Here is a 14,518-nt window from a genome sequence, read left to right on the forward strand (position 1 = left end):
AATGACATTTTACATTTTCCTTTCGGGATGCAACCAGCATGTATAAAAAAAGCACACTCGCCGTCCTTATCGCTTTGCTAACCGGCGCCGCCTCAGCCCACGCGCAAACGGATCTCAGCACGATCGAAGCCCGTTTGATCGCCCTGGAAAAACGCCTGCAGGAGGCGGAAAACCGGGCGCAAACTGCGGAAAACCGCGCCGAGTCGGCGGAGAAACAGGTCCAGCAGCTCACCGCGCAGCAGCAGAAAAATCAGGACACGACGCAGGAAGTGGTTCAACGTACCGCCAAACTCGAGAAGAAGGCCGATGAGAAAAGCGGCTTTGAGTTTCACGGCTACGCCCGCTCCGGCGTGATAATGAATGATTCCGCCGCCAGCACCAAATCCGGCGCCTACATGACGCCAGCGGGGGAAACCGGCGGGGCTATCGGTCGTCTGGGAAACCAGGCCGATACCTATGTTGAAATGAACCTTGAACACAAGCAGACTCTGGATAATGGCGCGACGACCCGTTTCAAAGTGATGGTCGCCGACGGACAAACCACTTATAACGACTGGACGGCAAGCAGCAGCGATTTGAACGTTCGTCAGGCCTTTGTCGAACTGGGCAACTTGCCCACCTTCACAGGGGCGTTTAAAGGCTCCACCCTGTGGGCCGGGAAACGCTTCGACCGCGACAACTTTGATATTCACTGGATTGACTCTGACGTTGTGTTCCTCGCCGGTACCGGCGGCGGTATTTACGACGTCAGGTGGAACGACAGCATCCGCAGCAACCTCTCGCTTTACGGGCGCAATTTCGGCGATATTGCTGACTCGAGCAACAGCGTGCAGAACTATATCCTCAGCATGAACAACTTCATCGGTCCGGTGCAGGTGATGGTCAGCGGGATGCGGGCAAAAGACAACGACGACCGTCAGGATACCAACGGTAACCCGGTCAAAGGCGATGCGGCAAATACCGGGGTACATACGCTGCTCGGCCTGCACAACGACAGTTTTTACGGTCTGCGTGAAGGCACCAGCAAAACCGCCCTGCTCTACGGTCACGGCCTGGGCGCGGAAGTTAAAGGTATCGGCTCTGACGGCGCGCTACGGTCGGGAGCCAACACCTGGCGCTTCGCCAGCTATGGCACCACCCCGCTCAGCGAAAACTGGTCTATCGCCCCGGCGATCCTGGCGCAAAGCAGTAAAGGCCGTTATGCCGATGGCGACAGCTATCAGTGGGCCACGCTCAACATGCGCCTGATCCAGGAGATCAACCAGAACTTCGCTCTCGCTTACGAAGGCAGCTACCAGTATATGGATCTCAAACCCGAAGGTTATAACGATCGTCATGCGGTAAACGGTAGCTTCTACAAGCTCACCTTCGCCCCGACATTTAAGGTCGGCAGCATCGGTGATTTCTTCAGCCGCCCTGAAATCCGCCTTTACACCTCGTGGATGGACTGGAGCAAAAAACTGAATAATTACGCCAGCGATGACGCGCTGGGCAGCAATGGTTTTACCTCGGGCGGCGAATGGTCGTTCGGTATGCAGATGGAAACCTGGTTCTGACGGTGAACGCCTGACGACAGGCCCCTCCGGGGCGACGACGCGCCTTTCATCGCCCCGGACACAATAACGACGCAGAGACTGCGCCCCCCGTTAACGCGGGACGACAACACGAATTTTTTTACGCATTCAGAGGGTACTATGGATTTTGAACAGATTTCCCGCTCGCTGCTTCCGCTTCTGGGAGGCAAGGAAAATATCGCCAGCGCCGCGCACTGCGCCACGCGCCTGCGCCTGGTGCTGGTCGATGACGCGCTGGCCGACCAGCAGGCTATCGGCAAAATTGAAGGGGTTAAGGGCTGTTTCCGCAATGCCGGGCAGATGCAGATTATTTTCGGCACCGGGGTGGTGAATAAAGTCTACGCCGCCTTTATTCAGGCGGCAGGTATAAGCGAATCCAGCAAATCGGAGGCCGCCGACATCGCGGCGAAAAAGCTTAATCCTTTCCAGCGCATCGCGCGCCTGCTGTCGAACATCTTCGTACCGATTATCCCGGCTATCGTCGCCTCCGGCCTGCTGATGGGCCTGCTGGGGATGGTCAAAACCTACGGCTGGGTTGACCCGAGCAACGCCCTCTACATCATGCTGGATATGTGCAGTTCGGCGGCGTTTATCATTCTGCCGATCCTGATTGGCTTTACCGCGGCCCGCGAATTCGGCGGTAACCCCTATCTCGGCGCGACGCTCGGCGGCATTCTGACCCACCCGGCGCTGACTAACGCCTGGGGCGTGGCCGCCGGTTTCCATACCATGAACTTCTTCGGCCTCGAAATCGCCATGATTGGCTATCAGGGGACGGTGTTCCCGGTGCTGCTGGCGGTGTGGTTTATGAGCATCGTTGAGAAGCAGCTGCGCCGCGCGATCCCCGATGCCCTGGACCTGATCCTGACGCCGTTCCTGACGGTGATTATTTCCGGTTTTATCGCCCTGCTGATTATCGGCCCGGCCGGTCGCGCGCTCGGCGACGGCATTTCGTTTGTCCTCAGCACCCTGATTAGCCACGCCGGCTGGCTCGCCGGGCTGCTGTTTGGCGGTCTCTATTCGGTCATCGTCATTACCGGTATTCACCACAGCTTCCACGCCATCGAAGCCGGACTGCTGGGCAACCCGTCCATCGGGGTCAACTTCCTGCTGCCGATCTGGTCCATGGCCAACGTCGCCCAGGGCGGCGCCTGCCTGGCGGTATGGTTTAAAACCAAAGACGTCAAAATCAAAGCCATTGCGCTGCCCTCGGCGTTTTCCGCTATGCTGGGCATCACCGAGGCGGCGATTTTTGGTATCAACTTACGCTTCATGAAGCCGTTTATCGCGGCGCTGATCGGCGGCGCGGCGGGTGGCGCGTGGGTCGTGTCAGTGCACGTCTATATGACCGCAGTCGGCCTGACGGCGATTCCCGGCATGGCCATCGTACAGGCCAGCTCGCTGCTGAACTACATTATCGGCATGGTCATCGCCTTTGGCGTCGCTTTCGTCGTCTCTCTGCTGCTGAAATACAAAACGGACGCTGAATAATGTCACTACCATCACGTCTGCCTGCGATTTTGCAGGCCGTTATGCAGGGCCAGCCGCGCGCGCTGGCCGATAGCCATTATCCACACTGGCACCATGCGCCGGTGACCGGGCTGATGAACGACCCCAACGGCTTTGTCGAGTTTGCCGGGCGCTATCATCTGTTCTACCAGTGGAACCCGCTCGCCTGCGATCATAAGTTCAAGTGCTGGGCGCACTGGAGTTCAGAGGATCTGCTGCGCTGGCGACATGAGCCTATTGCGCTGATGCCGGATGAAGAGTACGACCGCAACGGCTGCTACTCCGGTAGCGCGGTGGATAACAACGGTACGCTCACCCTGTGCTATACCGGCAACGTGAAGTTTGACGACGGCGGCCGAACCGCGTGGCAGTGCCTGGCGACGGAAAACGCCGACGGTACCTTCCGCAAAATCGGTCCGGTCCTGCCGCTGCCGGAGGGCTATACCGGCCACGTGCGCGACCCGAAGGTCTGGCGGCATAAAGACCGCTGGTACATGGTGCTGGGGGCGCAGGATCGGCAAAAGCGCGGTAAGGTGCTGCTGTTCAGCTCCCCGGACCTTCATCAGTGGCGCAGCGAGGGCGAAATCGCCGGCTACGGCATTAACGGCCTGAGCGACGCGGGCTATATGTGGGAGTGTCCGGATCTGTTTCCGCTCGGCGATCAGCATATTCTGATCTGCTGCCCGCAGGGGATTGCCCGCGAAGAAGAGCGCTTCCTCAATACCTATCCGGCGGTGTGGATGGCCGGTAGTTTCGACGACCACCGCGCCGCGTTCAAACACGGCGAGCTGCACGAACTGGACGCCGGGTTTGAGTTTTATGCCCCGCAAACCATGCACACCAGCGATGGCCGCCGCCTGCTGGTCGGCTGGATGGGCGTCCCGGACGGTGAAGAGATGCTTCAGCCGACGCTTGCCAGCGGCTGGATCCACCAGATGACCTGCCTGCGCGAGCTGGAATTTATCGACGGCCGGCTCTACCAGCGTCCGCTGCGCGAGCTGACCGCCCTGCGCGGGGAGGCGCACGGCTGGCAGGGGAACGCACTGCCGCTGTCGCCGATGGAAATCACCCTGCAAACCGCCGGCGACGACGCGCTAAGCCTTGATTTCGGCGGCGCGTTAACCCTGGAGCGCGACGCCAGCGGTATCCGTCTGGCGCGACGCAGCCTCGCCAGCGATGAAATGCACTATCGCTACTGGCGCGGCGAGGTGCGCTCGCTGCGGATTTTCATCGATCGGTCGAGCGTGGAGATTTTCATCAACGACGGCGAGGGGGTGATGAGCAGCCGCTGCTTCCCGGATTATCCGGCGCAGCTGATTTTCTCCGGCAGCGCGCCGGATGCATTCTGTTACTGGCCGCTGCGAACATGCATGATAGAATAAGCGTTTTGCTTTCAGGCTCATGGCGTCGTAATGAAAACCAAACGCGTAACCATTAAAGATATCGCCGAACTGGCGGGCGTTTCCAAAGCGACCGCCAGCCTGGTGCTGAACGGTCGTGGCAAGGAGCTGCGCGTGGCGCAGGAAACGCGCGAGCGCGTGCTGGCGATTGCCCGCGAGCAGCACTATCAGCCGAGCATTCACGCCCGCTCGCTGCGCGATAACCGCAGCCACACCATCGGCCTGGTGGTGCCGGAGATCACCAACTACGGCTTTGCGGTCTTTTCCCATGAGCTGGAGATGCTGTGCCGCGAAGCGGGCGTCCAGCTGCTGATCTCCTGTACCGATGAAAACCCCGGTCAGGAGAGCATGGTGGTCAATAACATGATTGCCCGCCAGGTCGACGGTCTGATCGTCGCCTCCTGTATGCACAACGATGCCGACTACCTGAAGCTCAGCGAACAGCTGCCGGTGGTGCTGTTTGACCGCTGTCCTACTGAAAGCGCGCTGCCGCTGGTGATGACCGATTCGATTACCCCAACGGCGGAGCTGATTTCCCGCATCGCGCCTCAGCATCACGATGAGTTCTGGTTTTTAGGCGGCCAGCCGCGTCTGTCGCCCTCCCGCGATCGCCTGGCCGGGTTTACGCAGGGTCTGACTCAGGCGGGCATTGCGCTGCGCCCGGAGTGGGTGATCAACGGCAACTATCACCCCAGCTCCGGCTATGAGATGTTCGCCGCCCTCTGCGCGCGCCTGGGCCGGCCGCCAAAGGCGCTGTTTACCGCCGCCTGTGGTCTGCTGGAAGGGGTGCTGCGCTATATGAGCCAGCACCATTTACTGGATTCAGATATCCACCTGGCAAGTTTTGACGATCACTATCTCTACGATTCGCTGTCGCTGCGTATTGATACCGTCCAGCAGGACAACCGCCAGCTGGCCTGGCACTGCTACGATTTAATCAGCCAGCTGATTGACGGCAATACGCCTGAGCCGCTACAGCGCTACCTGCCGGCGACGCTGCAGTTTCGGCATCGGTGATTCACGCATCCAGTCCCGCGATCCGCACCAGATGAACGGTGAGCCACAGCAGCTCGTTGCCGCCGAGGGTGATATCGAGCTGGGCTTTGACGTAATCGCGGATTAGCAGCGCGCAGCGGTATGCGTCCGGATACGCCTTAATCACCTGCACCAGCAGAAAACTGTCCCGCGCGCCGTCCAGCTCCCCCTCCTGTAAACGCTGGAGGAAAAACTGCATATGGACCAGAAAGCGCGAGTAGTTTATCGAGTCGGTGTCTATCTGCTGCTTAAAGTGGTACTGCACGAGATTAAAAATATCCTTCAGCATTTTCACCGACTGCATGGTCTGCGCCACGTCGTCGCCCTCGCTCTGGCCGTTTACCAGATGAAAGGCGATATTCCCGGCTTCCTCCTCCGGCAGTTCAATCCCGTACTGCTGACGAATAATCGTCACCGCCTCGCTGGCGACGCGGAACTGCTGCGGATAAAAACGCCTGACTTCCGGCAGCAGGCGATTTTGAATGGCGATCCCTTTACGGCTGCGCTCGATGGCAAAGGTCAGGTGGTCGGCGAGGGTAAAGAAAATCTGCTCGCGAACCTTGCCGGCGAGCTGCAGATTGGCGCGGGAAATAATCATCGCCGCCATTTCGATGACCTCATCCGGAATGGCGGAGAGCGCCTCAAGATAGCCGCTGCGCGCGCCGAGCGTCTGGGTCACGAACAGCTTCTCTATCTTCTCCGGGGCGATCTCGTCCCCGGGTCTGCTATTGAAACCAATGCCTTTCCCCATGACGATAACCTCCCTGTTATCGTCATCCGTAGAGAGCACGAGGCTATTATTGAGCACCTTCTGAACAATCATCTCTGCGACTCGTCGTGGTTGCCGTTCTGCGCGATGACATCCTTATACCACCAGAAGCTGCGTTTGCGGATCCTTTGCAGGCGCTTCAGGTCATCCTCGCCGCGATCGACATAAATAAAACCGTAGCGCTTGGCGTATCCCTGGTGAGTGCTGACCACGTCAATCGCCGCCCACGGGCAGTAACCCATCAGCTCGACGCCGTCGGCTATCGCCAGCCGCATCTGCTCGATATGCGCGTCGAGGAAGGCGATGCGATAGTCGTCATTTACCGTCCCGTCATGCTCCAGTTTGTCCGGCGCGCCCATCCCGTTTTCGCTAATCAGAATCGGCAGACCGTAGCGCTCGCACACTTTACGCAGCGTCAGGCGCAGCCCCACCGGGTCAACAACCCAGCCGTAGGGGGTTTTGCCAACCCACGGATTTTCCGCCGGACGATAAACCCCCTCTTCGCCCAGCATAATTTGCTGATCGCCCGCGCGGGGCGCAACGTCGCCGCCGTCGCCCCGGCTGGCGGCAATGGTGGCGGTCGAGTAGTAGTTAATGGCGATAAAGTCCGGCCTCCCCTGCTGCAAAATCAGCGCATCTTCCGGCTGCACCTCCGGCGCAAGGCCGCGATCCTGCATATAGGCCCACGCCAGGGCGTTGTAGCGCCCATGCACCGCAACATCCAAAAAGCTCCAGCAGCGCAGCGTCTCCCAGTTATGCGCGGCGATGGCGTCCTCCGGCTTACAGCTTTCGGCGTACATCGACGTGGTGTTTATCGCCGGGCCGATGCGCAGCCCGGGGAACTCACGGTGGCACAGGGCGAAGATCTGCGCCTGGGCCAGCATCATATGATGATTCTGCTGGTACAGCGCCTTCTTATCCGGCAGTTCACGATCGGCGGGCACGCCAATCGCGCCGGGATGCAGAATCATGGTGTTCTGTTCGTTGATGGTCAGCCAGAGCGGAACTTTGGCGGCAAATTCGCTGAACAGCAGCCTGGCATAGCGCACGAATGCCTCCCCGGTTTTGCGGTTCAGCCAGCCGCCTTTTAGCTCCAGCGCCCACGGCAGATCGAAGTGGTAGAGCGTCACGATGGGGGTGATCCCGTGGCGCGTCAGGGCGTCGATCAGGCGGTGATAAAAGGCCAGCCCATCCGGATTCACCGGGCCATCGCCGTCAGGTATCACCCGCGACCAGGCCACCGAAAAACGGTAGGCCTTCAGCCCCATCTGCGCCATCAGCGCGACGTCCTCCTCCACCCGGTGATAGTGGTCGCTGGCGATGCGGAAGTCCGCCGTTCCCGGCGGATGGCTGAGCATGTCGACCACCGACGGCCCTTTACCGTCTTCATTCCACGCGCCCTCAACCTGATAGGCCGAGGTGGAGGCGCCCCACAGAAAACCGTCCGGGAACCGGGCCTGCTGTTGATAAATCATACCTGCGCCTCCTTAGCGGATTGCACCATCAGGGGTTCGCCGTAATCCACCTGCGCTGCGGCGGTGAGGCGCAGAGCGCGCTGCGCGTCGCCGTTGACCACAATCACCGGGGTAATCAGGTCGTATCCGGCCTGTTCGATGGCGGGAATATCAAAGCGGATCAGCGCCTGTCCCGCTTCCACCTTATCACCCACCTTCAGCGTAGAGCTAAAGTGCTGGCCGTTAAGATTGACGGTGTCGATACCGATATGGATCAGCAGCTCAAGACCGCTGTCGCTCTGCAGGCCAACGGCGTGGCAGGAGGGCAGAAACATCATTACCGTGCCGCTAAACGGCGCGCGCAGTACCCCTTCTTCGGGACGAATCGCCAGCCCCTCGCCCAGCAGGCCGCCGGAAAAGACGTCGTCGTTCACGTCGCTGAGCGCCACCACCTGGCCGCGCAGCGGGCTGAATACTTCCGTCTCCCCCTCGCTTGTCGGGCTGACCGCAGGCTGCGGCGTCTCGCTCACCGCGTCTTGTTCCTCAGGAACGTCTTTAAAAGCGATAAACCAGGTCAGGGTAAAGGTCACCACGATGGAAATCGCGCAGGTCACCAGCGCATGGACGATGTTCATCGGGTTTTCGCCGATAAACGCCGGCAGCGCAGCGAGGCCTGGCGAGACAAACGCGTAGCGCACCAGCCCGCTCACCCCGGCGTAGACCCCGGCGCAGCCGCCGCCGATCATCGCGGCAATCAGCACCCGGCGGAACTTGAGCAGCACCCCGTACAGCGCCGGTTCGGTGATCCCCAGCAGCGCGGTAAAGCCCGACGAAGAGGCCAGCTGGCGCAGGTTGCTATTTTTGGTTTTCAGCGCCACGCACAGCGTCGCCGCTCCCATCGCCACGTTGGATGCCAGCATCCCCGGGCCGTTAATCATCTCGTAACCGCTTTTACTCAGCTGACCGGTGGCGATCGGCGTCATCGCCCAGGCGGTGCCGGTAATGATCAGGAAGGGCTGCAGGGTGCCCATCAGCATCGGGATTAACCAGCTGGCGTGGCGGTCGATAGCGCCCGCCCCGGCGGCGACCAGATCGTTAAGCAAAATGCCCGCCGGGCCGACCACCACCAGCGCCAGCGGCGCGGTAATCAGCAGAATCAGCATCGGCTTAACGAAAAACTTGATAATCGATGGCGACACTTTTTCGGCGAAGCGCTCCACCCACGACATCAGCCACACGGTCAGAATAATCGGCAGCACCGAACCGGCGTAATCGGAAAGCAGGACGTTGATGCCGACAAAATCGACCGCTTTACCGGCCGCCAGCATCTGGCCGATGCCCGGATGCAGCAGCACGCCCGCGAGGGTCATCGCCAGAATCGGATTGCATTCAAACTTCAGCGACGCGCCGTAGGCCAGCAGCACCGGCAGGAAGAAGAAGGCGGCGTCGGCAATAATATTCAGCAGCTGATACGTCGAGCTGGTTTCGCTAATCACCCCCGTGAGCTTGAGAATGGCCAGCAGCGCTTTAATCATCCCCGCGCCGGTAATCGCCGGGATCACCGGGGTAAAGGTGGTCGAAATGACGCTGATAATCCGGGCGACGATGCCGGCCGGCTTCGCGTTTTTATCGCCGCCTGCCGGGCCTTTTTTCTCCGGCAGCGCCTTATTGAGCCGCCGGTAAACCTGCTGCACCTCGTTGCCGATCACAATCTGGAACTGGCCGCCCTTCTCCACCACGCTGATCACGCCGGGGAGGGAGCCAATCTGCGCATCGTTAACCTTTGCGCGGTCGTTGAACTCCATGCGCAGCCGGGTCGCGCAATGGGTGAGCATGCGGATATTTTCAGCACCGCCCACCGCGTGGAGGATTTTGTCTGCTGTTTCGTTATAGTTCATAGTGTTCCCTGGTGTTGGGGCAAAAAAAAAGACCAAAACAGAGACGCTCCCCTTGGCGGGAGAGCATTTCTATTTTGGTCTTGCCTGCTTTCGCAGTAGCACGCCATCATAAAAATGGGTTATTTCGGCGGATTATCTAAGCGCCCCTGCGTAATGACAATGGCGACCGAACAAAAGTGTGAACTGGATTAAGTAAATTCTTAAGTAAATATCAACCGAGGGCCTGCTGGCGTAGCCAGCTCTGCAATAGCTTACCGTTGGGGGTCATCTCGCTATCCTGACGCACGCAGAGATAATAATCCCGGCCATCATCAATTGCCGCATCGAAGATTTTCACCAGCTCACCGCTCTTCAGATAGGGAGCGATCAGCGGCTCGCGCATAAGCGCGCAGCCCAGCCCGGCCTGTACGCCCGCCAGGGTTAGCAGACCATCCTCAAACAGCGGCCCGGTCGATCGCGGCGGGCGCTTCACGCCCTGCTGCACAAACCACTGGTTCCACGTGGTGCGCTCCTCATCGTGCAGCAGCGGCATCTGCAACAGCTGTTCCGGGGTATCAATATGCCCGTGCAGGCGCAAAAAGGCCTGGCTGCATACCGGCACCATTTTGCCGGAAATCAGCTTTTCGCTTTGATAGCCCACCCAGTGACCGTTGCCAAAGCGGATCGACATATCGGAAGCGTCGCTAAGATAATTGCGGTGGTTAGCATAAACCACGTTGATTTCGGTATGCGGGTTCGCGTGCACGAACGACGGCAGGCGGGGAATAAACCAGCCCATGCCAAACAGCGGGATCAGGCTGATCGTCACCTGCTGGGTTTGCACCTGCTCGACCAGATGCTCGGTGGCCTGACGCAGCACGTTAAACGCCGCGCGGATCGAGCGATAATACTCCCGCCCCTGCTGGCTGAGAGTCAGCCGCCGCCCCTGCCGTTCGGTGAGCGGGATCTGCAAATAGCCCTCCAGCACCTTAAGCTGATGACTGACCGCCGAAGGCGATATCGCCAGCTCCTGCGCCGCCAGGGTCACGCTGCCCAGGCGAGCGATCGCCTCGAAGGCGCGCACCGCCCGCAGCGGCGGATCGTTGGCCAACGTACTCTCCGACCAGCTAACCGGTGCTTCTGATTGTTCTGTTTTTTTCATATGTTGATTTTCTTAGCGCATTACGCTATCCGGCGAGTTATTAAATTATATTTAAAATCATAATGATAGTTAACCACACATTTATAATAAGAAAGAATATATGCGTATTTTACAATTTAATTCATTTGTTGGATGGTAGCTATTATTTGAGCATCTTGTCGGAACAATCAGTTGGACACACTCATACAACAAATCATCAACGGGGTCATGCTCGGCAGCATCTACGCCCTGATCGCGCTCGGCTATACCATGGTGTACGGCATCCTGCGCATTATTAACTTTGCCCACGGCGACATTCTGATGGTCGGCGCGTTGACCACCCTTTCCGGGATGCACGCCCTGAACGCGCATTTCCCCACTCTGCCACCGCTGGCGCAGCTCGGGCTGGCGCTGCTGCTGGCCATGACGGTCTGCGCCCTGCTGGCGATGGCGGTCGAACGCTTTGCCTACCGCCGCCTGCGCAACGCCCCGCGCCTGGCGCCGCTGATCTCCGGGATCGGCGTCTCGGTGCTGCTGCAAACCGTGGCGATGATCGTCTGGTCGCGCAATCCGCTGATGTTCCCGCAGATCCTGCCAATGGATGCGATCGCCGTGACCCACGGCAGCGCAGCGCATCCACCGGCTCTCGTTACCGTCACCGGAATCGTCACCGTCGCGCTGGCCTTCGCGGTGATGCTTGGCCTGTGGCTGCTGGTGGAGTACACCCGTTTAGGTCGCGGTATGCGCGCGGTAGCGGAAAATCCGCGCATCGCCACGCTAATGGGCGTTAACCCTAACGCAATTATCGCCCTCACTTTCGCCATCGGCGGCATATTCGCCGCGCTGGCTGGCGTCATGATGGCCAGCAACTACGGTAATGCCAGCTTCTCCATGGGCTTTCTGCCCGGCATTAAAGCCTTTACCGCCGCGGTGCTCGGCGGCATCGGCAATATTCGTGGCGCGATGATCGGTGGCCTGCTGCTGGGCCTTATCGAATCCCTTGGCGCAGGCTATCTCGGCGACCTGACCCACGGCGTCTTCGGCAGCAACTACCAGGATATTTTCGCCTTTATGGTGCTGATCCTGGTGCTGGTCTTCCGCCCTGCCGGTTTGCTCGGCGAACGCGTCGCGCACCGGGCTTAGGAGAAAAATCATGACAACGGCACAACTCGATACGCCTGTCGTCTCCCGCCGCTTCTGGTCCGGGATGACCCTGTTGGTCTGCGCGCTGCTGGTGGCGCCGATGGTCGCCAGCCAGCTCGGCGGCAACTACTGGGTGCGGGTCATCGACTTCGCCCTGCTCTACGTTATGCTGGCGCTGGGGCTGAATATTGTGGTCGGCTATACCGGCCTGCTGGATATGGGCTTTATCGCCTTTTACGCCGTCGGCGCGTATCTGGCGGCGCTGCTGGCCTCACCGCATCTGCTGGACGTCTTCCCGATTTTAAATAGTTGGTTTCCGGACGGCCTGCACACCTCCTGGCTGGTGATTATTCCGCTCGCCGCGCTGGTGGCGGCAGGCTGCGGTATCGTGCTGGGCGCGCCGACGCTGAAGCTGCGCGGCGACTATCTGGCCATCGTCACACTCGGGTTCGGCGAAATTATCCGCATCCTGATGCGCAACCTCGACCGTCCGGTCAACATCACCAACGGCGCAAAAGGCATTTCCGGGGTCGATTCGCTGAATCTGTTCGGCCTCAAGTTTAGCGGCGTTTATCACTGGTTTGGCTTTAAAGTCCCGGCGCTGTGGCTGTGGTACTACCTGCTGATGCTGGTGATTGTGGCGATTATTTTCGTCTGCCTGCGGCTGCAGCATTCGCGCATTGGCCGGGCCTGGCACGCCATCCGCGAGGATGAAGACGTCGCCCGCGCGATGGGCATCAACCTGCGGAACTACAAACTGCTGGCTTTCGCTATCGGCGCCTCATTCGGCGGCGTGGCGGGCGCGCTGTTCGGCGCATTTCAGGGCTTCGTTTCGCCGGAATCTTTTACCCTGCAGGAGTCGATTGCGGTTCTGGCGATGGTGGTGCTGGGCGGGATGGGGCATATCCCCGGCGTGATCCTCGGCGCGGTGCTGCTGACCGCGCTGCCGGAGCTGCTGCGCAGCCAGGCGGCGCCGGTACAGCAGGCGCTGTTTGGCGAAGTGCTGATTGACCCGGAAGTGCTGCGCCAGCTGTTCTACGGCCTGGCGCTGGTGCTGGTCATGCTGCTGCGCCCTCAGGGCATCTGGCCCGCGCGACATCAAGGAGCGAAAGCATGAGCCTGTTAAGCGTACGCCATATGACGAAGCGTTTCGGCGGTCTGACGGCGGTCGACAACGTATCGCTGAGCATTAATCAGGGTGAAATCTACGGCCTGATCGGCCCCAACGGCGCGGGGAAAACCACCTGCTTTAACCTGATTACCGGGCTCTACCCGGCGGACAGCGGCGAGTTCGCTATCGGCGGCGAAGCCTATTCTCCGAACAATATTGAGAAAGTGACCGCCGCGGGCATCGCCCGCACCTTCCAGAACGTGCGGCTGTTTAACGACATGTCGGTACTGGAGAACGTCATGGTGGGCCGCCATGTCCGCACCCGCAACGGCCTGTGGGCCGCGATCTCCCGTCACAAACGCGCCCGCGCCGAGGAGACGCAAACCCGCGAGCTGGCCTGGCACCTGCTGGACTATACCGGCATCGCGCAGTTCGCCCACTATCGCGCCTGCGACCTCGCCTACGGCCACCAGCGGCGGCTGGAGATTGCCCGCGCGCTGGCCACCGAACCGCGCCTGCTCGCGCTGGATGAACCGGCGGCCGGGATGAACGCCGCCGAGAAGATGGCCCTTGGCGAACTACTGCTGCGCATTCGCGACGACGGCAAAACGCTGCTGATGATTGAGCATGACGTCAAGCTGGTGATGGGGATCTGCGATCGCCTGATGGTGCTGGATTACGGCAAAACGTTAACCAGCGGCACGCCGGATACCGTACGCCGCGATCCGGCGGTGATCGCCGCCTGGCTGGGAGGCAATGTCCATGTCTGATTTATTAACCGTTAACCAGCTTAGCGTCCACTACGGCGGCATCCAGGCGGTGCGCGACGTCTCATTCAGCGTTAAAGAGGGCGAGCAGACCACGCTTATCGGCGCCAACGGCGCGGGCAAAAGCTCCACCGTCCGCGCCATTACCGGGCTGGAACCCTTTCGCGGCGAAATTCTGTTTAACGGCAAGCCGATCCGCAAACGTCGGGCCGAATCCCTGTTGCGCGAAGGTCTCGTGATGGTGCCGGAAGGACGCGGCATCTTTGCGCGCATGACGGTGCTGGAAAACCTGCAAATGGGCGCCTGGCTCCGACGCGACGCGGCGGCGGTAAAGCAGGAGATGGGCGCCATCTTCGCTAATTTCCCGCGCCTCGCCGAACGCCAGCATCAGCTGGCGGGGCTGCTCTCCGGCGGTGAACAGCAGCTGCTGGCGCTCAACCGCGCCCTGCTCAGCCAGCCGCGCCTGCTGATCCTCGACGAGCCGTCAATGGGTCTGGCGCCGCTGATGGTCGAGAACATTTTTCGCGTTATCGCCACCCTGCGCCAGCGCGGCGTCGCGCTGCTGCTGATCGAGCAGAACGCACGTCTGGCGCTGGAGGCGACCGACAGCGCCTGGGTGATGGATAGCGGCAGCATCGTCGAGCGAGGTCCGTCGCAGACGCTGCTGGCCGACGATCGTATTGCACAGATTTATTTGGGCGAAATGCCCGTTTAACACACCAACCAGCATCAGGGAAA

General features: G+C 60.1%; 12 protein-coding genes. 8 read left to right on the forward strand and 4 right to left on the reverse strand.

Annotated features, from left to right (window positions below):
• The first annotated feature begins 38 nt into the window (after positions 1-38).
• The 4 genes from JLG71_RS20905 (at position 39) to JLG71_RS20920 (ending at position 5,500) form a co-directional block, all read left to right on the forward strand.
• A complete protein-coding gene (locus JLG71_RS20905) occupies positions 39-1,556 on the forward strand; it encodes a carbohydrate porin (RefSeq protein ID WP_004848527.1) in 1,518 nt (505 codons plus the stop codon).
• 138 nt (positions 1,557-1,694) lie between these two features.
• A complete protein-coding gene (locus JLG71_RS20910) occupies positions 1,695-3,065 on the forward strand; it encodes a sucrose-specific PTS transporter subunit IIBC (protein WP_014837718.1) in 1,371 nt (456 codons plus the stop codon).
• Complete coding sequence (locus tag JLG71_RS20915) at positions 3,065-4,465, forward strand: sucrose-6-phosphate hydrolase (RefSeq protein WP_200913800.1); 1,401 nt, start codon at positions 3,065-3,067, stop codon at positions 4,463-4,465. The genes JLG71_RS20910 and JLG71_RS20915 overlap by 1 nt, the downstream gene beginning before the upstream one ends.
• A 30-nt stretch (positions 4,466-4,495) precedes the next feature.
• Positions 4,496-5,500: a LacI family DNA-binding transcriptional regulator gene (locus JLG71_RS20920; protein ID WP_004848520.1), complete on the forward strand. Its 1,005-nt coding sequence runs from the start codon at positions 4,496-4,498 to the stop codon at positions 5,498-5,500.
• A 1-nt stretch (position 5,501) separates the two neighbouring features.
• Here JLG71_RS20920 and JLG71_RS20925 read toward each other — a convergent pair whose 3' ends face one another.
• The 4 genes from JLG71_RS20925 to JLG71_RS20940 form a co-directional block, all read right to left on the reverse strand.
• Positions 5,502-6,341 (reverse strand): PRD domain-containing protein, encoded by an 840-nt coding sequence (locus JLG71_RS20925; protein WP_064405459.1) that lies wholly within the window; start codon positions 6,339-6,341, stop codon positions 5,502-5,504.
• On the reverse strand, positions 6,338-7,762 hold the full coding sequence (locus JLG71_RS20930; protein WP_025107098.1) for a glycoside hydrolase family 1 protein: 1,425 nt from the start codon (positions 7,760-7,762) through the stop codon (positions 6,338-6,340). Before JLG71_RS20930 ends, JLG71_RS20925 begins: the two co-directional genes overlap by 4 nt.
• Positions 7,759-9,639, reverse strand: coding sequence for a beta-glucoside-specific PTS transporter subunit IIABC (locus tag JLG71_RS20935; RefSeq protein ID WP_046876913.1), 1,881 nt, complete (start codon positions 9,637-9,639; stop codon positions 7,759-7,761). The genes JLG71_RS20930 and JLG71_RS20935 overlap by 4 nt, the downstream gene beginning before the upstream one ends.
• A gap of 211 nt (positions 9,640-9,850) precedes the next feature.
• Positions 9,851-10,780, reverse strand: coding sequence for a LysR substrate-binding domain-containing protein (locus tag JLG71_RS20940; RefSeq protein WP_048261522.1), 930 nt, complete (start codon positions 10,778-10,780; stop codon positions 9,851-9,853).
• Between the two features lie 171 nt (positions 10,781-10,951).
• Between JLG71_RS20940 and JLG71_RS20945 the strand changes: the two genes are divergently transcribed.
• The 4 genes from JLG71_RS20945 to JLG71_RS20960 are packed head-to-tail and all read left to right on the forward strand — an operon-like array spanning position 10,952 to position 14,495.
• Positions 10,952-11,902, forward strand: coding sequence for a branched-chain amino acid ABC transporter permease (locus JLG71_RS20945; protein ID WP_046876914.1), 951 nt, complete (start codon positions 10,952-10,954; stop codon positions 11,900-11,902).
• Positions 11,903-11,912: 10 nt separating this feature from the next.
• A complete protein-coding gene (locus tag JLG71_RS20950; protein ID WP_046876915.1) occupies positions 11,913-13,019 on the forward strand; it encodes a branched-chain amino acid ABC transporter permease in 1,107 nt (368 codons plus the stop codon).
• On the forward strand, positions 13,016-13,783 hold the full coding sequence (locus JLG71_RS20955) for an ABC transporter ATP-binding protein (RefSeq protein WP_025107103.1): 768 nt from the start codon (positions 13,016-13,018) through the stop codon (positions 13,781-13,783). The genes JLG71_RS20950 and JLG71_RS20955 overlap by 4 nt, the downstream gene beginning before the upstream one ends.
• Entirely contained in the window at positions 13,776-14,495 is a 720-nt protein-coding gene (locus JLG71_RS20960; protein WP_046876916.1) for an ABC transporter ATP-binding protein, read from the forward strand. Before JLG71_RS20955 ends, JLG71_RS20960 begins: the two co-directional genes overlap by 8 nt.
• The last annotated feature ends 23 nt before the right edge of the window (positions 14,496-14,518 follow it).

The sequence above is a fragment of the Klebsiella michiganensis genome, from assembly GCF_015139575.1.
Taxonomy (GTDB): Bacteria; Pseudomonadota; Gammaproteobacteria; order Enterobacterales; family Enterobacteriaceae; genus Klebsiella; species Klebsiella michiganensis.